The organism is Streptomyces sp. NPDC058284 (assembly GCF_042881135.1).
In the GTDB taxonomy this organism is placed as follows: domain Bacteria; phylum Actinomycetota; class Actinomycetes; order Streptomycetales; family Streptomycetaceae; genus Streptomyces.
In genome coordinates this window covers 220,868-243,140 of the sequence record NZ_JBHVYE010000005.1, presented here as the reverse complement: position 1 = coordinate 243,140, position 22,273 = coordinate 220,868, and the positions used below count along the sequence as shown (strand labels likewise).

Genomic DNA, 22,273 nt, shown 5'->3' with positions numbered 1-22,273 from the left:
AGACACTCATGTACCAGCAGATGATCTTCGTGAACCTGGCCGTGTCCGACGTCGCCGCGACGAAGACCTTCTTCACGGAGCTCGGCTACGCCGTCAACCCGCAGTTCACGTCCGACGACAGCGTCTGTGTGGTGATCAGCGACACCATCTTCGCGATGATGCTGAGCAAGAAGCGCTACGCGGACTTCACCGGCAAGGAGATCGCGGACTCCACGAAGACCAGCGAGGCGCTCCTCGCCCTCAGCGCCGAGAGCCGCGAGAAGGTCGACGAACTCGTGGACAAGGCGCTCGCCGCAGGCGGCACGGCGGGTCAGGTGCAGGACTACGGCACGATGTACGGCCGCGCCTTCGACGACCTGGACGGCCACACCTGGGAAATCATGTGGATGGACCCGTCGGAGGTCCAGGGCGGCTGAGGAGAGCTGGCCGTTGTGGGCATGGGGCAGGGCAGGACCCCGTTGGGCGATGGCCCCCCTCGCCGACCGCCTGCATAGCATGGGTGGATGCAGCCGAGCCCCGAACGCCACGCGTCCAGTCCGCAACTTCCCGACGGGGACCGCGAGATCGAGACCCTTGCCGAGTTCGACGAGATCTGCGGCCGCGGTGGCCTCGCGGGGTGCCGGGTTCAGGCCGTCGATCTGACGGAGCGCACCGGCGCGCTCCTCGCCGCCGATGTCGTGGGCGCCGTCTTCCTCGGCTGCCCGATGCGCGAGGACGCGGCGGCGAAGGTGCGGGCGGGCGGGGCGCTGGTCTTCCCGCCGGTTCCGGGGCTGCCGTTCAACCCGTACAGGGGTCTGCTGTACTCGCCCGGCGACCTGTTCGCCGGGCTCGCCGACGGTGGGTACGAGGTGACGCCGGACGCCCACGCGTACGCCTGGTTCCAGCGGACCAAGGCCGACGGTGACGTCTTCTCGTCGATGCTGCGCGCCATCCACGACGACTCGATCTCGGACGCCCTCGACGAGCACCTGGCCGGGGCGCGGGTGGTGGGCGTCATGGGCGGCCACGCGATGGCGCGCGGCACGGACGCCTACGCGGGGGCGGCGCGGCTCGGGCGCGCGCTGGCCCGCACGGGATTCACGGTCGCGACGGGCGGCGGCCCCGGCGCGATGGAGGCCGCGAATCTCGGCGCCTACGCCGCGCCCCTGGGCGATCCCGTGCTGGACGAGGCGCTCGAACTCCTCGCCAAGGCGCCTTCGTTCACGCCGTCGGTCACCGACTGGGCGCGGGCGGCCTTCGCGGTCCGCGAGCGCTGGCCCGCCGGCGGCTCCTCGGTGGGCATCCCCACCTGGTTCTACGGCCACGAGCCGCCGAACGCGTTCGCCTCCCACCTGGCCAAGTACTTTGCCAACGCCACCCGCGAGGACGGTCTGCTCGCCCGCTCGAACGCGGGCGTCGTCTTCCTGCCGGGCGCCGCGGGCACGGTCCAGGAAGTCTTCGACAACGCCACCCCCAACTACTACGAGTCGCGCGGCGAACCCACCCCCATGGTCCTGGTCGACCGCACGCACTGGACCGAGCACCTGCCGGTGTGGCCGCTGCTCCAGTCGCTGGCCCGCGGCAGGCCGATGGAGTCGCGGATCGCGCTGGTGGACCGGGTGGAGGAGGCACCGGCCGCGCTCGACGCCCTGCTGAGCGGCCGCGCGCCGAGCGGTTCGGCGGGGTCGGTGTAGGGGCGCGGGACGGGGTAGGGGCTGGATCGGTGTAGGGGCAGGGGCGGTGTAGGGCGCGGGCGGCACCGTGCCGGGGCGACCAGCGTCAGCCCGCCCCGCCGAGGACCACGACATCCGCCGCGTCGAATCCGACCCCCACCGTCTCCCCCACCTCCGGTGCCGCACGCAGCGCGCACGCCGCTTCCAGGCGCGGCCCCTCCTTCGGCTGCAGCCGCACCGCGACATGGGTGCCGCGGAACGTGCGCGCCACCACCTCGCACGGCAGCCCCTCGTCGAGGGGCACGAGCCGCATCCCGGCGGGCCGGACCAGGAGCTTGCACCGTCCGGCGGGCGTCCGCTCCGGTACCGGGATCGCGCCCCACACCGTGTCGGCGACCGCGCCCCGCACCGTCGCGTCGACGATGTTGTCGAAGCCGAGGAAGCGCGCCACGAACTCGTCCGCCGGGTACTGCCAGACCTCAAGGGGCGTACCGGACTGGGCGATCCGGCCGTCACGCATGACGACGACACGGTCGGCGAGGGCGAAGGCCTCGCCCTGGTCGTGCGTGACGGCGAGCACCGTCGTGCCCAACTCGTCGAAGAGTTCCCGCAATTCGTCGACCAGGCGCTCCCGCAGCGAGCGGTCGAGCTGACCGAGCGGCTCGTCCAGCATCAGCAGGCGCGGTCGCGGGGCCAGCGCCCGGGCGAGCGCCACCCGCTGCTGCTCACCGCCGGACAACGCGGCGACCGCCCGCCGCTGCGCGTTCGGCAGCCCGACGAGCTCCAGCAACTCGGCGACCCTGTCGGCCTGTTCACCCCGTGACGCGCCGTGCATACGCAGCCCGAACGCGACGTTGCCCGCCACGTCACGCTGCGGGAAGAGCTGATGGTCCTGGAACATCAGGCCGACGCCCCGCTTGTGCGCGGGCACCCCGCGCTGATCGCGACCGTCCAGCAGGACGCGTCCGGCGTCCAGCCCCTGCAACCCGGCCACCACCCGCAGCAGCGTCGACTTGCCGCTGCCGCTCGGCCCGAGCACGCAGACGATTCCGTGCTCCCCGACATCGAGGTCGACGCGGTCCAGCGCGGCCCGCGCCCCGAAACGTACCGTCGCGTCCCGCAGACTCAGCAAAGCGTCCCTCACGTGCGTCACGCCGGTCACACCCGTCCCGTCCGCCATCAGAACTCCCCCGTCGTACGGTCGGTACGGATGCGTTCCAGGAGCAGCAGAGACACGGCACACACCACCATGAGGATCGTCGAAAGGGCCATCGCCTGCCCGTAGTTGAGGTCACCGGCCCGGCCGAGCAGCCGCGCCACGGCGACCGGCAGCGTCGGGTTGTCCGGCCGCGCGATGAAGACGGTCGCCCCGAACTCGCCGAGCGACACGGCGAAGGCGAACCCGGCGGCGATCAGCAGCGCCCGCCGCACCATGGGCAGGTCGACCTCCCGCCACACCCGCAGCGGCGACGCCCCGAGCACGGCCGCCGCCTCGCGAAGCCGTCCGTCCACCGCACGCAGGACGGGCAGCATGGTGCGTACGACGAAGGGCACACCGACCAGCGCCTGGGCGAGCGGTACGAGGATCCAGCTGGTCCGCAGATCGAGCGGCGGCTCGTCCAGCGTGATCAGGAACCCGAAGCCCACCGTCACCGCGGAGACCCCGAGCGGCAGCATGAGCAGCGCGTCGAAGCCGCGGACCAGGCGTCCGGCACGCCGGGTGAGCGCGGCGGCGGCGAGTCCCCCGATGACGATCGCGATGGCCGTGGCCACGACCGCGTACTGCAGGGAGTTCCAGATCGCGTCGATCGGCGGTACGAGGAAGGCGCCGCCGTCCGCCGAGGTCAGCTCCTCGTAGTACTGGAATCCGAAGCCTTCGGGGCCCTCGAAGGACCGCTGGACCAGCACCCCGAGGGGCAGCAGGATCAGCAGGGCGATCGTCGCCATGACGAGCCCGAGCAGTGTCCACTGCCCGGCGCCGCGCGGCCGGCGCGCCACCGCGGAGGCGTCGACGAGTTTCAGCACGCTCTCGCGCCGCCGTGCCGTCCAGGCATGGACGGCGAGGATCAGCCCCACCGCCGCGAACTGCACGATCGTCAGGACCGCGGCCGTCGGCAGGTCGAGCAGCTGTGCGGTCTGCCGGTAGATCTCCACTTCGAGGGTCGAGTACGCGGGTCCGCCGAGGATCTGCACGACGCCGAAGGAGGTGAAGGTGAAGAGGAAGACCATCAGCCCGGCCGCGGCCACCGCGGGGCCGAGCGCGGGCAGCGTCACCGTCCGCCACGCCGTCCAGCGCGAGGCGCCGAGCATCCGCGCGGCCTCCTCCTGCCGCGGGTCGAGCTGCGACCAGAGGCCGCCGACCGTGCGGACGACGACGGCATAGTTGAAGAAGACGTGCGCGAGCAGGATCGCCCAGACGGTGGTGTCCAGGCGTACGCCCCACAGCTCGTCGAACAGCCCGCCCCGCCCGATCAGCGCGAGGAAGGCCGTCCCGACGACGACCGTCGGCAGCACGAACGGCACGGTGACGACGGCCCGCAGCGCCCGCTTGCCGGGGAAGTCGAAGCGCGCGAAGACGTACGCGCCGGGGAGCGCGATCAGCAGCGTGAGCGCCGTCGACGCGAGCGCCTGCCAGGTGGTGAACCACAGCACGTGCCGGATGTCGGACTGCCCGAGGACGTCCGCGATCCGGCCGAAGCGCCAGGCCCCGTCGACGTGCAGCCCGCGCGCGACGATCGCCGTGACCGGGTAGGCGAAGAAGAGCGCGAAGAACGCGACGGGCAGGCCCATCAGAGCGAGCCGCGCCGCGCCCGCGCGACGCAGACCCGCGCGCGGGCGGCTCTGCGACGACGGCTTCACCTTCGGCTCCGCGTCCGACTCCGACCCCGCCCCCTCCCCTGACTTCGCTACTTCAGTACGAGCGAGGTCCACGACTTGATCCACGGCTCACGGTTGTCGGCGATCTTCTTGGGATCCATGGTCTGCGGCTTGTCGACCGTCACTCCGTGCTCCGTGAAGAGTTCGGGCAGCTTCGTGCCCTCGCGCACCGGGTTCACGAACATGTTCAGCGGCATGTCCTCCTGGAACTCCTTGCCCGCGAGGAAGTCGAGGAGCGCCTTGCCGCCCTTGGCGTTCCCCGCGTTGCTGAGCAGGCCCGCGTACTCGACCTGTCGGAAGCAGGTGCCGGTCGCGACGCCGGTCGGTGCCTCCTTGGGCTGCGGCTTGGCGTAGAGCACCTCGACGGGCGGCGAGGAGGCGTAGGAGACGACGAGCGGCCGGTCGCCCTTGGCCTTCTTGCCGCCGGCGGACCCGGAGAACTCCTCGTTGTAGGCCTGCTCCCAGCCGTCGACGACCTTGACGCCATTGGCCTTGAGCTTCTTCCAGTAGTCCGCCCAGCCGCCGTCGCCGTACTTGGCGGCCGTGCCGAGCAGGAAGCCGAGGCCCGGCGAGGAGGTCGAGGCGTTCTCGGTGACCAGCAGGTTCTTGTACGCGGGCTTGGCGAGGTCGTCGAAGGACTTCGGCGGCGCCAGCTTCTTGTCGGCGAAGTACTTCTTGTCGTAGTTCACGCAGATGTCGCCGCTGTCCATGGGGGTGACCCGGTGCTTGCCCTGGTCGACGCGGTACTGCGAGCCGATCTTGTCCGACCCCTTGGCCTCGTACGACTGGAAGAGGCCGTTGTCGAGCGCCCGGGACAGGAGCGTGTTGTCGACGCCGAAGAAGACATCGCCCTGCGGGTTGTCCTTGGAGAGGATCGCCTTGTTGACGGCGGCGCCCGCGTCACCGTCCTTCAGGACGTGCACGCGGTAGCCGGAGCGCTTCTCGAAGTCCTTCAGCACGTCCTTGGACACGTTGAAGGAGTCATGGCTGACGAGCGTCACGCTCTTGGAGTCGGATTTCCCCGAACCGCCGTCGGAGCTGCCGCACGCGGAGACGGCGACGAGCCCGATGCCGACCGCCACGGCGGTGAACGTGACCTTCTTGGTGGTGCTCACTGAAACTTCCTCCTGGGTGACCAGGAAGAGACGCGGCCCCGCCCGCCGACCGACTGGCCTGCGGGCAGGGCGCTACAGCTTGAGTCATGCCCGAACTCCCTACCCGGAATGACCCGGGCGAGGTTCAGAGGGTCTGCGGCCCACCTGTCCAAGGTGCCGCACTCTCAGCGCTGTGGCGCTCCCCTGTCGGAAATATGCAGATGTGTGTACGAGACGTACGCCCGCACGCCCGTCAGACTACCTCTCGGCCGCGGCGAGCTGACCGCACGCTCCGTCGATCTCCTGACCCCGGGTGTCCCGAATCGTGACCGGTACACCGTGCGCCGCGATGGCCGCCACGAACGCCTTCTCGTCCTCGGGGCGCGACGCGGTCCACTTCGAGCCCGGCGTCGGGTTCAGCGGAATCAGGTTCACGTGCACCGGCTTGCCCTTGAGCAGCCGCCCGAGCCGGTCACCACGCCATGCCTGGTCGTTGATGTCGCGGATCAGCGCGTACTCGATGGAGAGGCGGCGGCCCGACTTGGCCGCGTACTCCCAGCCCGCGTCGAGCACCTCGCGCACCTTCCACCGCGTGTTGACGGGAACGAGCGTGTCGCGCAGCTCGTCGTCCGGCGCGTGCAGCGAGATAGCGAGGCGGCACTTGAAGCCCTCGTCGGAGAACCGGTGGATGGCCGGCACGAGCCCCACCGTCGACACCGTGATCCCGCGCTGCGACAGGCCGAGGCCGTCCGGCTCCGGGTCGGTGAGGCGGCGGATGGCGCCGGTCACGCGCTTGTAGTTGGCCAGCGGCTCGCCCATGCCCATGAAGACGATGTTGGAGAGGCGCGCGGGCCCGCCCGGGATCTCGCCGTCCCTGAGCGCCCGCATGCCGTCGACGATCTGGTGCACGATCTCGCCCGTCGACAGGTTCCGGTCGAGGCCGGCCTGTCCCGTGGCGCAGAACGGGCAGTTCATGCCGCAGCCCGCCTGGGAGCTGATGCACATGGTGACCCGGTCCGGATAGCGCATGAGCACCGACTCGACGAGCGTCCCGTCGAACAGCCGCCAGAGCGTCTTGCGGGTGGTGTCGTCGTCACAGCTGATGTGCCGCACCACGGACATCAGATCGGGCAGCAGCGCCTCACGGAGCTTCTCGCGCGAACCGGCGGGGATGTCGGTCCACTCCGCCGGGTCGTGGGCGTACCGCGCGAAGTAGTGCTGCGAGAGCTGCTTGGCGCGGAACGGCTTCTCGCCGGTGGCGGCGACGGCTTCCTTGCGCTCGGCGGGCGTGAGGTCGGCGAGGTGCCGCGGGGGCTTCTTGGCTCCGCGGGGCGCGACGAAGGTGAGTTCTCCGGGTACAGGCATGGTCCTTCCAGTGTCGCAGACATACGCGAAGGGGCTCGCCGCCCTGTGGACAACGAACCCCTAACGCACGTTTACGCAGGTCAGCCAGGTATGGATCAGCCCGAACCGACGAAGATGACCAGCAGCAGCCAGACCACGGGGGCCGTCGGCAGCAGCGAGTCGAGGCGGTCCATGATGCCGCCGTGGCCCGGCAGCAGCGTGCCCATGTCCTTGATGCCGAGGTCCCGCTTGATCATCGACTCGCCGAGGTCACCGAGCGTGGCGCTCGCCGCGACGGCGAAGCCGATCACCAGGCCCTGCCACCACTGGCCGTCGTCGATCAGGAACTGCAGGCACAGCGCGCCCCCGGCCATCGCGAAGGTGACCGCTCCGACCAGGCCCTCCCGGGTCTTGCCGGGGCTGATGCGCGGCGCCAGCTTGTGCTTGCCGAAGCGCCAGCCGATCGCGTACGCCCCGGTGTCGCTGACGACGGTCAGGAGCAGGAAGGTCAGCACCCGCATGGCGCCGTCCTCGGCGGTCAGCATCAGCGCCACGAAGGTCGCGAGGAAAGGAACGTAGAAGGCGGCGAAGACCCCCGCCGTGACGTCCTTCAGATAGCCCTCCGGCGGCTCCGTCATGCGCCAGACGAGGACCGCGAGGGCGGTGAGGGCCATCGCGACCCACGCGCCCTCGGTCTCGCGCACGTAACCGGCGACGACCATCGCCGCACCGCCCACCGCGAGCGGCACGAGCGGCGCCTTGATGCCCTTGCGCTCCTCGAGCCGCGAGGTGAGCTCCCAGAGGCCGACCACGACGGCGACCACTATGACGCCGATGAAGACGGCCTTCACGATGAACAGCGACGCGATGATCACCGCGCCGAGTCCCACACCGACTCCTATGGCCGCCCCGAGATCGCGGCCCGCGCTCTTCTTCTGCGGTGCGGCCGGGGCCGGCTGCGGCTGTGGTGCGCTGGGCATGGGCTCCTGCGGAGGCTCGTCACGGAACAGGGGGCCGCCCGTCCGAGTGGCCCCCCGGCCGTCGTCCTGGTCTCCGCCGTTGACGGGTACGTCGGGCACGATGGGCATGGGCTGCGTCTCAGACGGAAACAGCGCGTCCTGCGCATCGTACGCGGGACCTGACGGGGTCGCCCCCTGACCGGGCCCCGCGTCGGGCGGCCCCCAATACCCGGCTCTGGGCGGCGCCCCCCAGGAAGAGTCGTTCACGGATCGGTTCCTGATTCCTCGGACTCGAGACTCAGACTTCGAGCAGCTCGGCTTCCTTGTGCTTGAGCAGCTCGTCCACCTGCGTGACGTACTTCGCGGTGGTGTCGTCGAGCTCCTTCTCGCCGCGGCGGCCCTCGTCCTCGCCGATGTCGCCGTCCTTGATCGCCTTGTCGAGGGCCTCCTTGGCCTTGCGGCGGATCGACCGGATCGAGATCTTGGAGTCCTCGGCCTTGGTCTTGGCGACCTTGATGTACTCCTTGCGGCGGTCCTGGGTCAGCTCAGGGAACGTCACACGGATGATGTTTCCGTCGTTGCTCGGGTTGACGCCGAGGTCGGAGTCGCGGATCGCCTGTTCGATGTTGCGCAGCGCGCTCTTGTCGAACGGGGTCACCACGGCCATCCGCGGCTCGGGCACCGAGAACGAGGCCAGCTGGTTGATCGGCGTCAGCGCGCCGTAGTAGTCAGCCACGATCTTGTTGAACATCGCCGGGTGCGCACGGCCGGTGCGGATCGCGGCGAAGTCCTCCTTGGCGACCACGACGGCCTTCTCCATCTTCTCCTCGGCCTCGAGGAGGGTCTCTTCGATCACCACTTGCTCCTGCGTGTCTTGAGTAGGCCCGGCCGGCACGGGGCGGCCGGCTGCGTCGCGTGTCTTTCCTGCACGGTGTCCGACCGGCAGGGCTTTGTCCATCCCCTCAAGTGACGTCTCGCGTCCGTCTCTTGAGACTGGCCCAGGTCCCTCGGGTCAGGCCCGGCTTCCCTGGTCGCCCACGAGTGTGCCGATCTTCTCACCCTTGACGGCCCGGGCGATATTGCCTTCGGAGAGCAGCTCGAAGACGAGGATGGGCAGCTTGTTGTCCCGGCACAGCGTGATCGCGGTCATGTCGGCGACCTTGAGATCGCGGGTGATGACCTCGCCGTAGCCGAGGGCGTCGTACTTCACGGCGTCGGGGTTGGTCTTGGGGTCGGAGTCGTAGACACCGTCCACGCCGTTCTTGCCCATGAGCAGCGCCTCCGCGTCGATCTCCAGGGCGCGCTGCGCGGCGGTGGTGTCGGTGGAGAAGTACGGCATGCCCATGCCTGCGCCGAAGATGACCACGCGGCCCTTCTCCAGGTGGCGCACGGCGCGCAGCGGGATGTACGGCTCCGCGACCTGGCCCATGGTGATGGCGGTCTGGACGCGGCACTCGATGCCCTCCTTCTCCAGGAAGTCCTGGAGGGCGAGGCAGTTCATGACGGTGCCGAGCATGCCCATGTAGTCGGAGCGGGCCCGGTCCATGCCGCGCTGCTGGAGCTCGGCGCCGCGGAAGAAGTTGCCACCACCGATCACGATGGCGATCTGCGCGCCGTCACGGACGACGGCCGCGATCTCGCGGGCGATGGCGTGCACCACATCGGGATCGACCCCGAGGCCGCCTCCACCGGCGAACGCCTCGCCGGAGAGCTTCAGCAGGAAGCGTCCGGCAACTTTGTCGTCGTCACTCTTCGAGTCGGCCTTGGTGGTCATGTGGTTCTCGCTTCTCTTACTTGGCACACATGCGAAGAAGGCCACTGCCGGCGGGGTGTCGTTCGCATCCCATGCTCGGCAGTGGCCTCCTCGTCAGATCCTGCGGTCGTACGTCACGCACGAGTGCCGTGCGCGGGCGACCGCTGTCGACCCTAGCGGGGTCTACCGTCGATCGCGGTACGGACTCAGATGCCGACCTTGATGCGCGAGAAGCGCTTCAGGGTGACACCGGCCTCGGCGAGAACCTTCTCGACCGACTTCTTGTTGTCCAGCGCGTACGGCTGGCCGAGGAGGGTGGCCTCCTTGAAGAAGCCGTTGACGCGACCCTCGACGATCTTCGGCAGGGCGGCCTCGGGCTTGCCCTCGGCGCGGGTGGTCTCCTCGGCGACGCGACGCTCCGACTCGACGACGTCGGCCGGGACGTCCTCACGGGAGAGGTACTTCGGCGCGAAGGCGGCGATGTGCTGGGCGATGCCCTTGGCCACGTCGGCGTCGGCCTTGTCCAGCTCGACGAGGACACCGATCTGCGGGGGCAGGTCGGGCATCGTGCGGTGCATGTACGCGGAGACGTAGGCGCCGGAGAACTGCGCGAAGCGGTCCAGGACGATCTTCTCGCCGAGGTTGGCGTTGGCCTCGTCGACGTACGCCTGGACGGTCTTGCCGGCCTCGATCTCGGAGGCGAGGAGCGCCTCGAGGTCGGCCGGGGAGGTCTTGGCGACGTGGGCGGCGAGGTTGTTCGCCACGGCCTGGAACTTCTCGCCCTTGGCGACGAAGTCCGTCTCGCACTTCAGCTCGACGATGACACCGGAGGTGTTGTCGTCGGCGATGAGGGAGACCACGGCGCCGTTCTCGGCGGAGCGGCCCTCGCGCTTGGCGACGCCCTTCTGGCCCTTGATGCGGAGCGCCTCGACGGCCTTGTCGACGCTGCCCTCGGCCTCGTCGAGCGCCTTCTTGCAGTCCATCATGCCGGCGCCGGTGAGCTCACGGAGCTTCTTGACGTCAGCGGCGGTGTAGTTCGCCATGATCGAATTTCTCTCTCGAAGTCTGAAAGATCTACGAAGGTCTACGGGTGAAAGGCGGGGGCCGATGGCCCCCGCCGTCACTTACCGAACCTGTGCGGTCAGGCCTGCTCGGCGTCCGCGGCGGGCGCCTCGACGGCGGCAACCTCGGCGGGAGCCTCGGCCTGCTCGGCGTCGGCGGCCTTCTCCGTCTCGGCGGACTTCTGAACCTCGGCGTCGGCCTCGGCGGCCTTCGGCTCGTCGGCCTTCTTCTCGCCCTCGAGCAGGTCGCGCTCCCACTCGGCGAGCGGCTCGCCCTGGGCCTTCTCGCCCGGCTTCGAGTCACCGGTGGCCACGCCGGAACGGGCGATGAGGCCCTCGGCGACGGCGTCGGCGATCACGCGGGTGAGCAGGGTGACGGAGCGGATCGCGTCGTCGTTGCCCGGGATCTTGTAGTCGACCTCGTCGGGGTCGCAGTTGGTGTCGAGGATGGCGACGACCGGGATGTTGAGCTTCCGGGCCTCGCCGACCGCGATGTGCTCCTTCTTGGTGTCCACGATCCAGACGGCGCTGGGCACCTTGGACATCTCGCGGATACCACCGAGGGTCTTCTCCAGCTTGGCCTTCTCGCGCGAGAGCACGAGAAGCTCCTTCTTGGTGAGACCGGACGCGGCGACGTCCTCGAAGTCGATCTGCTCGAGCTCCTTGAGGCGCTGCAGACGCTTGTAGACGGTCGAGAAGTTGGTGAGCATGCCGCCCAGCCAGCGCTGGTTCACGTAGGGCATGCCGACGCGGGTGGCCTGCTCCGCGATGGCCTCCTGCGCCTGCTTCTTCGTGCCGACGAACATGACCGTGCCGCCGTGGGCGACGGTCTCCTTGACGAACTCGTAGGCGCGGTCGATGTACGACAGCGACTGGAGCAGGTCGATGATGTAGATGCCGTTGCGCTCCGTGAAGATGAAGCGCTTCATCTTCGGGTTCCAACGACGGGTCTGGTGACCGAAGTGGACGCCGCTCTCCAGCAGCTCCCGCATCGTGACGACGGCCATGGCCGCTCTCCTTGAGAATCTCGGTTGTGCCGCGTGTGCCGGACGGCACTCGCGCCTGACGCCCGCTGTGCGCCGTGCCCACGAGGGACCGAGGGGCGCTGACACCGGCTGTTTCATGGCCTGGTGCCGGGGCGTGCGAAGTCGACCCGGTGACCCGGATCGCCACGAGAAGTGTACGGGACCCGCGGGGTACCGGGTGACGCCGCCGTCGATGCCCAGGTCCCGGCGGTGTCCGGACGGCGGCCGCGCCTCACACGACCGGGTGACGCGCCTGTCCACAACCGGCCGGCCGTCCACAGATCCGGACCATGATCCCCGCGGCGGTGTCCGGCGCGGGACGGTTCTCCCATGCATCTCGGACTTCTGCTGCCGACGCTGGCAGCCCTGCTCGCGACGGTCCTGCCCGCGACCCCGGCCCCTGGCCCGCTCCCGGCCCCGCCGTCGGCCTCACGACCGGCCGCCGTCTGGCCGGTGGGCGCACCGACCGGCCGGCCCCAGGTCGTACGCGGCTGGGACCCGCCGTCGACCCCGTACGGCGCGGGCCACCGCGGCGTGGACCTGGCCGCGCCGCCGGGTAGTCCGGTACGGGCGGCGGCCCCGGGACACATCGTCTTCGCGGGCCGGGTGGCGGGCAGAGGCGTGATCTCGGTGGAACTGGACGGCACGGGCGACCCGCCGCTGCGCACGACATACGAACCGGTCAGGGCCTCGCTGAAGAAGGGCGACAAGGTCGGGGCGGGCGACGAGATCGGCACCCTGGAACTCCCGGCCGGCCACTGCCCGCGGAGCTGCCTGCACTGGGGCCTGCGCAGAGCCGGGACCTATCTGGACCCGTTGAGCCTGCTGCCCCCGTGGCTCCGGCACCGGGGCCCGTCCCGCCTGCTACCGGTGAGCCCCGGAACATGAGGCCTCCGTCAGCCCCGCACACCGCGCAGAGCCATGGCCACGGCTGCCTCGGTGATGGCGGTCGGGGCCTCGGCGGCGCCCAGCTCGATCCGCCGCACCGCCGCGTCCACGATCCCCTGCAGCAGCATCGCCGCCATCCGCGGCTGCTCGTGCCCCAGCTCCTCGAGCGCCTCGACGATCATCGCGATGAGGCCGCCGTGCGCGGCACGGATCTTCTCCCGCGCCCCCGCGTCGAGCTCGCTCGCGGAGATGGCGACCACGGCCCGGTGCCGCCGGTCACCCACCAGGGCGAGCTGTCGCCGCACATAGGCCTCGACCTTGCCCTCGGCCGACTCCGCACCCTCCATCGCCGCCGACACCTCCGCCGCCCAGACGGGGAAGTCGACCTCGCACAGCTCTTCCACCACGGCCGCCCGCGACCGGAAGTACTCGTACACGGAGGACCGGGCGAGCCCGGTGCGCTCGGCGAGGGCGGGGAAGGTCAGCGCCTCCGTACCGCCTTCGGACAGCAGGGAACGCGCGGCGTCCAGCAGGGCGCCGCGTTGCATCGACCGGTGCTCGGCCACTGAGGCCGCTCGAATCCTTGGCACGGCTCCACTTTACGGACGGCGCGCCGCGGGCGGGAGCCGCTGCCGTGCCCGCGCCGCCGGGGCAGGGACCATTCACCGTGCTCAGCGGCCAAAACTCGCCAGCTTCGCCCGCAGCTGCAGCACGGACTTCGTGTGGATCTGGCTCACCCGGCTCTCGGTCACGCCGAGCACATTGCCGATCTCGGCGAGCGTGAGGCCCTCGTAGTAGTAGAGCGTCACGACGGTCTTCTCACGCTCCGGCAGCGTGTTGATCGCCCGCGCCAGCAGCCGGCGCAGCTCCCGGTCCTCGGCGACCTCGACCGGATTGTCGGCCGCGTGGTCCTCGAGCGTGTCCATCAGGCTGAGCCGGTCGCCGCCCTCGCCGCCGACGTGCAGCAGCTCTTCGAGGGCCACCACGTTCGCCAGGGACAACTGGCTGAAAACCGCGTGCAGTTCCTCCAGTGCGATCCCCATCTCGGCGGCGACCTCCCCCTCCGAGGGAGTCCGCCTCAGCTGCGCCTCCAGCGTGGCGTAGGCCCGCTCGACATTGCGCGCCTTCTGCCGCACGGACCGGGGGATCCAGTCGAGCGCCCGCAGTTCGTCGATCATGGCGCCGCGGATGCGCGTGATCGCGTATGTCTCGAACTTGATGGACCGCTCGATGTCGAACTTCTCGATCGCGTCGATCAGCCCGAACACCCCGGACGAGACGAAGTCGGCCTGTTCGACGTTGGGCGGCAGCCCCACGCTCACCCGTCCCGCGACGTACTTCACCAGCGGTGAGTAGTGCAGGATCAGCTGCTCCCGCAGCCGCCCGTCGCCCGTCTCCTTGTACGACCGCCACAGCTCGTCCAGCGACGACGGCGCGGGGGGCCGCTCCCGCTCGCCGCTACGAGCGGCGGGGGGAACCGCTGCCCGGTCGGACCCTGAGGTGTGCTGGGGCATTCGTCGCCTTGAGCCGTTCTGCCGTGAACTGGTGAGGTCGCGTGAGCCGGTGGGGTCGCACGGGCCGGTGACGTCGCGCGAGCCGTTCGGAACGCCGGCGTCGGTCACGCCGGTGCGGTGGAGAGTGTGCGTGGGGTGAATGAGGTTGTCCGTCTGGTTGTCCGTCCGTGCCGACCGTCTGGTTGTCCGTCCGTGCCGGAAGACTTGTGAGCGTAGCGTGACTGAAGTGTCGCAGTGTGCGAACAGTATGGGGTCCTGAGGGCGCAGATACGTTCCGCTGGGCGCCCCCGAGGGGCAGATCCGTCGCTCTGTGTGATGGCGTCGGCGTATCAACTGCGTTATTTCCCAAGGCTGTCGAGGGTCATCCGTCCGGCGCAACACACTGGGTCACGATTCACCTCCATCGGCGAAGACGGACCGAAACGCCTGGCGTGTCAACTGCCAGCCGTCGCCATGTCGTTCGACGAACTCCAACGACTGAAGCTCGTACAATCGCCCGACCGCTTCGTCCTCCGTCGTCCCGGCGCCGACCGCGACATCCCGCGCCGCCACCCGCGCGCGGGCCGGCAGCGCCGCCAGGACGCGCTGCACCTCCGGAGCGAGCAGGTCACGCGGCACGACGGGGCCCCGCCGGGCCGGCGCGAGCTCCCCCATGTCACCGACGAGCTCGACGACTTCGGCGGCGTCGGTCACCAGGACACCGTCACCCCGCAGCAGTTCGTGCACCCCCGCGGAGAGACCGCTGGTCGCGGGCCCCGGCACCCCCATCGTGAAGCGTCCCAATTCCTGAGCGCTGCGTGCCGTGGCGAGCGCCCCACTGCGGTACGCGGCCTCGACCACCACCGTCCCCCGGGTCAGCGCCGCGATCACCCTGTTCCGCTGGATGAACCGGCTCGGTGTCGGGTGATCCCCCGGTGGCAACTCGCCCACGACAAGACCCTGTTCCGCGATCCGGCCGATCAGCTCGGCGTGCCCGCTCGGATAGGGACGGTCGACGCCGCAGGCCAGCACTGCCGCGGTGGCGCCACCGGCGCCGAGCGCCCCGCGGTGCGCGGCACCGTCCACCCCGTACGCCCCGCCGGAGATCACCACCCAGCCGCGCTCCGCGAGCCCCGCGGCGAGCCCCGCGGCCATGTGCGCGCCGTACTCCGTGCAGGCCCGCGCCCCGACGACGGCCACCGAGCGCAGCGCCCACATCCGCAAGGAGGGCCGCCCCCTGACCCAGAGCCCGACCGGCCGCGCGTCCCCCAGGTCGTCCAGCGTCACCGGCCACTCCGCGTCCCCCGGACACACGAACCTCCCCCCGACGTCCGCCGCCACCCGCAGATCCCGCTCCGGCCGCACCTCGGCCGCCCGTGCCCGCAGCCCCTCCCAGCGCCGCGCGGTCACCCCGGCCGGCCGCTCCTCCTCCCCGCCGAGCCTGCGCAGCAACTCGGCCGCGCCCAGCTCACGAAGCCACCGCCCGCCGACCGCGTCCCCCGGCTCCAGGACCCGGGTCAGGGCGACCCGGGCGAGCCGCTCGTCGTCCGGCGGCGCATCGGCGATCACGCCGGCGCCCCGATCGTCATCGGCACGCCGCGTGAGACCCCTGTACGCAATTGCAGCGCCAGGGCGACGTCCTGCGCGGTGGGCCTGCCGTGTCCCGCGAGGTCCGCGACGGTCCAGGCCACCCGCAGGACGCGGTCAAGGCCGCGGGCGGTCAGGAAGCCGCGCTCCAGGTCCAGCTCGGCCGCGTCCAGCGCGCCGGGGTCGGCGGGCCAGCGGGTGCGCAGCGCATGGCCGGGAACCTCGCTGTTGGTCCGCCAGCCGGTGCCGGTCAGCCTGGCCGCCGCTCTCTCCCGCGCGGCCCGCACCCGGTCGGCGACGGTCTGGGTGGACTCCCCGCGCGTGCCGTACCCGGCCAGTTCGGACCGGGTGACGGGCTCCGCGACGACCTTCAGGTCGATCCGGTCGAGCAGCGGTCCCGAGAGGCGGGCCTGATAGCGGCGGATGACGGAGGCGGGGCATTCGCAGCCGTCGCCCAGCAGCGTATGGCGGCCGCACGGGCAGGGGTTGGCCGCGAGCACCATCAGGAACTTCGCGGGCAGCCGCACCACACCGGCGCTGCGCGCGATCACCACGTGTCCCGATTCGAGGGGCTGGCGCAGGGAGTCCAGGGTCTGGCTGCTGAACTCCGGCGCCTCGTCGAGAAAGAGCACTCCTCGATGAGCGAGGGACACCGCCCCCGGCCGGGGCACTCCCTTGCCGCCGCCCACCAGGGACTGCATCGTCGCGGAGTGGTGCGGTGCGCAGTAGGGCGCGATGTCGACCAGTGGCTTGCCCGGTGGCAGCATGCCCGCCACCGAGTGGACCGCGGTGACTTCCAGGGACTCTTCCCGGGTCAGCCGGGGCAAGACGGCGGGCAGCCGCTCCGCGAGCATCGTCTTTCCGGCACCCGGCGGCCCTTGCAGGAAGAGGTGGTGCGCCCCTGCCGCGGCGACCTCGACGGCGGTCCTGGCCGGCGTCTGGCCGACGACATCGGCCAGGTCGAGCGCATGGGTGTCGTCCAGGGCGCCGCTGAGGCCCGTGCCGAGGCCGGTGCCGGGCACGCAGAGTCCGGCGAGCATCGGATCGGGCCGGCCCGTCTCGTCCGGCTCCTCCTGCGGCACCGGCTCATCGGTGAGCACCGCGATGAGCTGCCGCAGGCTGCGCACGCCGAGGACGGATACGCCCGGCACCAGCGCGGCCTCGGCGGCCGTGCACTCCGGGACGACCACCTGCTCGTACCCCGCGTCGGCCGCCGCGAGGACCGCGGGCAGCACGCCCCGGACCGGCCGCACCCGGCCGTCGAGGCCCAGCTCCCCGATCATCACGATGTCGGCGAGGACCTTCGGGTCGATCCGCTCGGCCGCTCCGAGGACGGCGCAGGCGACCGCGAGGTCGAATCCGCTGCCACCCTTCGGCACCGACGCCGGGCTCAGTCCGACCGTGAGCTTCTTCTGGGGCCACTCGCCGCCGGAGTTGACCACGGCGGCACGGACCCGGTCGCGGCTCTCGGTCAGGCTCTTGTCCGGCAGTCCCACCAGCGTGAACGCCGCGACGCCGGGCTCCAGATCGGCCTGCACCTCGACGACCACGCCCTCGACACCGACCAGGGCGACGGAACACGTGCGCGCGAAACCCATCACGCCACCCCCCGCGCGTGCTCGACCACGGGGACACCGCGCCGCGGGATCAGGACGCCGACCAGATCGATGCGGACGCCGCCCGGCGGTGGGCCGCCGCGCTCCTCGATCCAGCGCTCGGCCAGTCTCCGCAGCCGCTCCGCCTTGATCCGCCCCACGGCCGCCATCGGATGCTCGAACGGCACTGAGCCGTCCCGGCCCGCCCTGCGCGTCTTGACCTCGCAGACGACCAGGGCCTCGCCGTCCATGGCCACGATGTCGATCTCACCGGTTCTGCCCGCGCGCCAGTTGCGCTCCAGAACCGTCATCCCCGACTCGACCATCCGCCGTGCGGCCAGCTCCTCGCCGTACCTGCCGATTGCTCCCCGTGCGTTCATGTCGGCACCACCTCCGGCACCCACAGTCACGCGTCGGCCCGCACCTGTTGGATCTTGGTGCACTACTCACCGGTTGTGGAAAACTCCGCCACCCCTGCGAGTGAATTCCACCGCGCTCCGGCTCGCCCCCGAGGGCGCCGGTCCTGGCGGCAGCCCTGGCCGCCTCAGCTGCCCGGCAGCTCGAGATCGCTCTTGTTGAGCTCCTCGATGTTCACGTCCTTGAATGTGAGAACGCGCACTTGCTTGACGAAACGAGCGGGTCTGTACATGTCCCACACCCAGGCGTCCGCCATGGACACCTCGAAGAAGACCTCGCCCTGGACCGAGTGCACCTGCATCTCGTAGTCGTTGGTGAGGTAGAAACGGCGCTCCGTCTCGATCACGTATTTGAACAGACCGACGACATCGCGGTACTCCCGGTAGAGCTTCAGCTCCATCTCGGTCTCGTACTTCTCGAGGTCCTCGGCGCTCATGGCATGTTCCCCTTCAGCCGTGCGTCCCCCTATTGTGCGTCAGCCCCGCGAACCCCTACACGATTTCCGTGTCGAGGATCTCGGGCCGATTCGGGGGCCCCTCGTCGAGCAGTCTGCGAAACAGCCCGGCGAGCCTGGTCGGATACACCGTCTCATGAGCCTCGGTCAGTTCTCGGCACGTCCACCAACGTGCTCCGGTGACACTGCGTCTTTCCAGTTCCGTGAGGCCCTCGGCGACGGTCCGCGTCTGTGACGTGCGGGCCAGGTAGTACCACTCGTCCTGGTCCCAGCGCCGCCCGGCGAACGGGAAGGAGCAGACCCGCCGCCACAGGACGGGGCCAAGCTCGACGTCCGTGATGCCGGTCTCCTCCCGCAGCTCGCGCAGGGCCGCCTCCTCCCGCGTCTCGTCGCCCTCCACACCGCCGCCCGGCGTGAACCACCAGTCGTCCGCCGGATTCCCGGGCTCATAGCCGTGCAGCAGCAGGATGCGGTCGTCCCGGTCCAGCAGGACCACGCGCGCGACCCGGCGCAACGGCCGCCCCGACAGTGACGCCGCGCTCTCAGCCGGCACTCGCGGTCTCCCCGGCACGGCTCCCGCCGCGTCGACGGCCCAGACGCTTCGCCACCGGCCCGTACGCCGCACCGCCCAGGACGAGGACCATGCCCGCCACGACAGCGATCACCACCATGCGCAGCGGTCCCGGCCGCGAGATGCCGCCCGGCATGTCCGCGAAGCCCTTGGGCCGTTCCAGCATGCCGAACTCGTCCATCGGCCAGGCCACCGCGTCGACCCGCGCCCGCACGGCATCGCGCGGCACCGAGCCGTGGTCCGCGTCGCCCAGGTGCACGCTGGAGTCCAGGGAACCGCTGCGCTCGTCGCCGAGGAGGAAGAGGCGGCCCTCGGGGACCGTGGTGGTGGGGATGCCGGTGGCCGCGGCGCCCTGCCCCTCGGGCAGATACGGTTCTGCGACTTCCTTGCCGTTGACGGTCAGCTTGCCGTCCTTGCAGCAGGCGACCTTGTCGCCGCCGATGCCGACGACGCGCTTGACCATCGGCAGATCGCCCCAGGTCGACTGCTTGAAGACGACGACGTCACCGCGGCGCACGTCGTCGCCGTCTATGCGCTGTGCGAGCACCCGGTCGCCGGAGCCGATCGTCGGTGTCATCGATCCGGTGGGGACGGTGTACGGCTGGTACTGGACGGCGCCCCAGGCGAACCCGCCGAGGAAGAGCACACAGCCGAGGGCCACGGCGATGCCCGACAGCACGCTGCCGAGCCTTCCGCGGCCCTCGTCCGTACGACGTGTCCTGCTCATCCCAGTGCTCCCCCGCTTCGGAGACGACCCCGCCGCCCCTGCGGGCGGCGGAAGATCGGCGATCTGGGACGGCACCCTACCCGGCGGTACTGCCGCCAGAAACCCTCGCGTCGCGCGCGGCGGCCACCGTGAGCCGACGCCTGCGCCACAGCACGACCGGGACGGCTCCCGCGAGTCCGAGGACGCTCGGGGCAGCGCTGGAGAGCGCGTTGATGCCCGGCTGGTCGAAGGTGTCGGGCTTGGGCAGCGTCGTCCAGCGGGTGGGCGGCCAGGCGATCACGATGGCGCGGCCCACGACGTTGTCCACGGGGACGGCGCCGCCCCCGGGCTGGTTCTGGTGGTAGCGCGAGTCCAGGGAGTTCTGCCGGTGGTCACCCATGACCCAGATTTTGCCCTTGGGTACCGTGACCTTGAACTGGCCGCCCTGGTCGTCGACGCTGCAAGGGGTGTTGCCGGCGAAGACGTACGGCTCGTTCAGCGCCTTGCCGTTGACCTTCACCGGGCCCGTGCCCTTGCATTCCACGGTGTCGCCGCCCACGCCGATGACGCGCTTGATGAGGTCCTTCTCGTCGGCGGACGGCATCAGGCCGACCCAGCCGAGGACCCGCTGGACCGCGTTCGGGTCGGGCGTGGGCTCGCCGTCCAGCCAGTGGCCGGGGTCCCGGAAGACGACGACCTCGCCGCGCTCGGGCTCGGATCCGAACCACGGCGTCAGCTTGTCGACGAGGACGCGGTCGCCCTGCTGCAGCGTGTTCTGCATCGAGTCCGACGGGATTGAGAACGCCTGGACCAGGAAGGTCTTGATGACCAGTGCCAGGACCAGGGCGATGCCGATGAGGAGCGGGAGCTCCTTCCAGAAGGAGCGGGGCTTCTTCCGCTGCTTGCCGCCCTGCTCCTTCGTCGCGCCGCCGGCGGCGCCGTCGGCGTCCGTGCCGTCATTCCCGGGGGTGGCACCGCCTTCGACGCCCTCGACGCCCGGCTCGTCGGATCGCTCCGGCCGCTCCTCGGGCCCCTCGTGTCCGGATCGTGCGCCGACCGCCAAATCCCCCACATCCACTCCTCAGTCCGTGCCGCCGCCTGCCCCAGATGCGATGCAGGCCCACCACTCCCATAACGAGCGGGAGTTCCGCAGGGGTCGGGAGCCGGATCAATCCATATCGATCGCCGGGGGCCACCCTATGCGACACACCTGTGGCCACGGCCTTTCCCGCACGCGCGTCGGGAACTGACGCAAATGTGGCGGGCTCGTCCAGTTTGCGCCAGTGGCCGAAGGGCCAGGCGATGACGATCGCGCGCCCCACCACCTCGTCCTCGGAGACGGTGCCGTGGAACTTCTCGGCGCGGTGGAAACGGGAGTCGGCCGAGTCGCTCCGGTGGTCGCCCATCATGAAGAGGCGCCCTTCGGGGACCTTCACCTCGAACGCGAAGGCGGAGGGCTTGTCCCCGGGGTGGATGTAGGGCTCGTCGAGGGGGGTGCCGTTGACGGTGACCTTGCCGTTCTTGTCGCAGCACTTCACGGTGTCGCCGCCGACGCCGATCACACGCTTGATCAGGTCCCGCTCGCTGTCGGAGGGAAGCAGACCGATCTGGGTCAGGCCCTCCTTGATCTGCTTGACGACCACGGGGTCGTGATTCTTCTTGCCCTGCTCCTCTTCGAGCCAGTTGCCGGGGTCCTTGAAGACGACGACGTCACCGCGGTCCGGCTTCGCCCCGAACCACGGCGTGAGCTTGTCGACCAGTACCCGGTCGCCGATCCGGATCGTCTGCTCCATGGATCCCGAAGGGATCACGAAGGCCTGCACAAGGAAGGTCTTCAGGACCAGAGCTATCAGCAGGGCCACCCCTATGAGGAGCGGCACTTCCTTGATGGCCGAGCGCCGCCTGCGCCGCTTCACCTTCTTCGCGAGCTTGCGCCGGTCGGCCCGGCCGGGCAGTACGGGGCCGTCGGTCGGCCGGGACCCGGTGGGCAGTGGCGTGTGCGCGCTGTTCTCGGCACCGCGCGTCCGGCCGCGGTTACCCATGCGCGCCGCCGGGTCCGGGCACGCGCGCGTAGCCGTCGGGACGCTTCAGGGAGGTCCAGTGACCGACCGGCCAGGCGATCCAGTCGGCCCTGCCGATGACCTCGTCGACGGGGATCATGCCGCCGCCGGGCTCGCCGAGGTGGTCGCGGGAGTCCCTGGAGTCACTGCGGTGATCGCCGAGGAGGAAGAGGCTGTCCTCGGGGACGACGACGTCGAAGGGCACCTTGGAGGGAGGGTTGCCCGGGTAGAGGTACGGCTCGTCGACGGGCTCGCCGTTCACCTTGATCCTCCCCCGCTTGTCACAGCAGACCACCCGGTCTCCCCCGGTTCCGACGACGCGCTTGATGTAGTCGGCGTCTCCGAAGTACCCGCTGCCGTCAAAGACGACCGCGTCACCCCGCTGCGGTCCGGAACCGAAACGGTACGCCAACTTGTTGACGAGTACCCGGTCCCCGGAGCGGAACGCGGGCTCCATGGAGCCGCTCGGAATCTGGAAGGGCTGCACCACGAAGGTGCTGATGACGAGCAGGAAACCCATGCACAGCAGGAACGTCAGGGTCCATCCGCCGCCCGGCAGCCAGTCGGTGAGGAACGCGAAAACGGAGCGCGACCGTTCCTCCGTCTCCTCGGATGCTTCGGCGACGTGCGGGACGTCGCCGGAATCGGAGGGTGGGGAGGAGCGGTCGCGCTCCGTGTGCTGTGCTTCGGTGTCCATCGGGGCCAGATGCTATCCGGCCCCGCTGTGGACCCGCGCG

General features: G+C 70.4%; 23 protein-coding genes and 1 riboswitch. Of the genes, 3 read left to right on the top strand and 20 right to left on the bottom strand.

Annotated elements, in window-relative coordinates:
* The first annotated feature begins 8 nt into the window (after positions 1-8).
* Together ACFVYR_RS10445 and ACFVYR_RS10440 are read left to right on the top strand one after the other, a co-directional pair.
* On the top strand, positions 9-416 hold the full coding sequence (locus ACFVYR_RS10445; protein WP_384250076.1) for a VOC family protein: 408 nt from the start codon (positions 9-11) through the stop codon (positions 414-416).
* 87 nt (positions 417-503) lie between these two features.
* Positions 504-1,673 (top strand): LOG family protein, encoded by a 1,170-nt coding sequence (locus tag ACFVYR_RS10440; protein ID WP_384250074.1) that lies wholly within the window; start codon positions 504-506, stop codon positions 1,671-1,673.
* An 85-nt stretch (positions 1,674-1,758) separates the two neighbouring features.
* On the opposite strand, the gene ACFVYR_RS10435 is transcribed toward ACFVYR_RS10440, so the two are convergent.
* The 9 genes from ACFVYR_RS10435 to rpsB all read right to left on the bottom strand — a co-directional run bounded on the left by ACFVYR_RS10435 (position 1,759) and on the right by rpsB (position 11,747).
* Entirely contained in the window at positions 1,759-2,796 is a 1,038-nt protein-coding gene (locus ACFVYR_RS10435; RefSeq protein WP_384250225.1) for an ABC transporter ATP-binding protein, read from the bottom strand.
* Between the two features lie 35 nt (positions 2,797-2,831).
* Positions 2,832-4,442 (bottom strand): ABC transporter permease, encoded by a 1,611-nt coding sequence (locus tag ACFVYR_RS10430; protein WP_384250223.1) that lies wholly within the window; start codon positions 4,440-4,442, stop codon positions 2,832-2,834.
* A 116-nt stretch (positions 4,443-4,558) separates the two neighbouring features.
* A complete protein-coding gene (locus tag ACFVYR_RS10425; RefSeq protein ID WP_384250071.1) occupies positions 4,559-5,644 on the bottom strand; it encodes a thiamine ABC transporter substrate binding subunit in 1,086 nt (361 codons plus the stop codon).
* A 78-nt stretch (positions 5,645-5,722) separates the two neighbouring features.
* Positions 5,723-5,839, bottom strand: a riboswitch (TPP riboswitch).
* Positions 5,840-5,881: 42 nt separating this feature from the next.
* Positions 5,882-6,988, bottom strand: coding sequence for a 23S rRNA (adenine(2503)-C(2))-methyltransferase RlmN (rlmN, locus tag ACFVYR_RS10420; protein WP_384250069.1), 1,107 nt, complete (start codon positions 6,986-6,988; stop codon positions 5,882-5,884).
* Between the two features lie 95 nt (positions 6,989-7,083).
* Positions 7,084-8,193, bottom strand: coding sequence for a phosphatidate cytidylyltransferase (locus ACFVYR_RS10415; protein WP_384250066.1), 1,110 nt, complete (start codon positions 8,191-8,193; stop codon positions 7,084-7,086).
* Positions 8,194-8,224: 31 nt separating this feature from the next.
* Positions 8,225-8,782, bottom strand: a complete 558-nt coding sequence (frr, locus tag ACFVYR_RS10410; protein WP_384250064.1) for a ribosome recycling factor — start codon at positions 8,780-8,782, stop codon at positions 8,225-8,227.
* 156 nt (positions 8,783-8,938) lie between these two features.
* Positions 8,939-9,700: a UMP kinase gene (pyrH, locus tag ACFVYR_RS10405; protein ID WP_384250061.1), complete on the bottom strand. Its 762-nt coding sequence runs from the start codon at positions 9,698-9,700 to the stop codon at positions 8,939-8,941.
* Positions 9,701-9,885: 185 nt separating this feature from the next.
* Positions 9,886-10,722, bottom strand: coding sequence for a translation elongation factor Ts (gene tsf, locus ACFVYR_RS10400; protein ID WP_384250058.1), 837 nt, complete (start codon positions 10,720-10,722; stop codon positions 9,886-9,888).
* A 98-nt stretch (positions 10,723-10,820) separates the two neighbouring features.
* Positions 10,821-11,747 carry a 30S ribosomal protein S2 gene (gene rpsB, locus ACFVYR_RS10395; RefSeq protein ID WP_384250055.1) on the bottom strand — a complete coding sequence of 309 codons (927 nt, stop codon included), beginning with the start codon at positions 11,745-11,747 and terminating at the stop codon, positions 10,821-10,823.
* A 348-nt stretch (positions 11,748-12,095) separates the two neighbouring features.
* Here rpsB and ACFVYR_RS10390 point away from each other — a divergent pair, with 348 nt between their 5' ends.
* Entirely contained in the window at positions 12,096-12,653 is a 558-nt protein-coding gene (locus tag ACFVYR_RS10390; RefSeq protein WP_384250052.1) for a murein hydrolase activator EnvC family protein, read from the top strand.
* A gap of 8 nt (positions 12,654-12,661) precedes the next feature.
* Here ACFVYR_RS10390 and ACFVYR_RS10385 read toward each other — a convergent pair whose 3' ends face one another.
* The 11 genes from ACFVYR_RS10385 to lepB (ACFVYR_RS10335) form a co-directional block, all read right to left on the bottom strand.
* Positions 12,662-13,219 carry a TetR/AcrR family transcriptional regulator gene (locus tag ACFVYR_RS10385; protein WP_384250220.1) on the bottom strand — a complete coding sequence of 186 codons (558 nt, stop codon included), beginning with the start codon at positions 13,217-13,219 and terminating at the stop codon, positions 12,662-12,664.
* A 105-nt stretch (positions 13,220-13,324) separates the two neighbouring features.
* A complete protein-coding gene (whiG, locus tag ACFVYR_RS10380) occupies positions 13,325-14,167 on the bottom strand; it encodes an RNA polymerase sigma factor WhiG (RefSeq protein ID WP_361720710.1) in 843 nt (280 codons plus the stop codon).
* 387 nt (positions 14,168-14,554) lie between these two features.
* Complete coding sequence (gene dprA, locus ACFVYR_RS10375; protein WP_384250049.1) at positions 14,555-15,715, bottom strand: DNA-processing protein DprA; 1,161 nt, start codon at positions 15,713-15,715, stop codon at positions 14,555-14,557.
* Positions 15,712-17,331 (bottom strand): YifB family Mg chelatase-like AAA ATPase, encoded by a 1,620-nt coding sequence (locus ACFVYR_RS10370; RefSeq protein WP_384250046.1) that lies wholly within the window; start codon positions 17,329-17,331, stop codon positions 15,712-15,714. The genes dprA and ACFVYR_RS10370 overlap by 4 nt, the downstream gene beginning before the upstream one ends.
* Positions 17,331-17,738, bottom strand: coding sequence for a YraN family protein (locus ACFVYR_RS10365; RefSeq protein WP_384250043.1), 408 nt, complete (start codon positions 17,736-17,738; stop codon positions 17,331-17,333). Before ACFVYR_RS10365 ends, ACFVYR_RS10370 begins: the two co-directional genes overlap by 1 nt.
* A gap of 134 nt (positions 17,739-17,872) precedes the next feature.
* Positions 17,873-18,181, bottom strand: a complete 309-nt coding sequence (locus ACFVYR_RS10360; RefSeq protein ID WP_005311352.1) for a DUF2469 domain-containing protein — start codon at positions 18,179-18,181, stop codon at positions 17,873-17,875.
* 55 nt (positions 18,182-18,236) lie between these two features.
* Positions 18,237-18,752: an NUDIX hydrolase gene (locus ACFVYR_RS10355; RefSeq protein ID WP_384250040.1), complete on the bottom strand. Its 516-nt coding sequence runs from the start codon at positions 18,750-18,752 to the stop codon at positions 18,237-18,239.
* Entirely contained in the window at positions 18,742-19,497 is a 756-nt protein-coding gene (gene lepB / locus ACFVYR_RS10350) for a signal peptidase I (RefSeq protein WP_384250037.1), read from the bottom strand. The genes ACFVYR_RS10355 and lepB (ACFVYR_RS10350) overlap by 11 nt, the downstream gene beginning before the upstream one ends.
* Before the next feature lie 76 nt (positions 19,498-19,573).
* Positions 19,574-20,548, bottom strand: a complete 975-nt coding sequence (gene lepB / locus ACFVYR_RS10345; RefSeq protein WP_384250034.1) for a signal peptidase I — start codon at positions 20,546-20,548, stop codon at positions 19,574-19,576.
* Positions 20,433-21,518 (bottom strand): signal peptidase I, encoded by a 1,086-nt coding sequence (lepB, locus tag ACFVYR_RS10340; protein WP_384250030.1) that lies wholly within the window; start codon positions 21,516-21,518, stop codon positions 20,433-20,435. The genes lepB (ACFVYR_RS10345) and lepB (ACFVYR_RS10340) overlap by 116 nt, the downstream gene beginning before the upstream one ends.
* Positions 21,511-22,233: a signal peptidase I gene (gene lepB / locus ACFVYR_RS10335; protein WP_384250027.1), complete on the bottom strand. Its 723-nt coding sequence runs from the start codon at positions 22,231-22,233 to the stop codon at positions 21,511-21,513. Before lepB (ACFVYR_RS10335) ends, lepB (ACFVYR_RS10340) begins: the two co-directional genes overlap by 8 nt.
* Positions 22,234-22,273 lie beyond the last annotated feature (40 nt).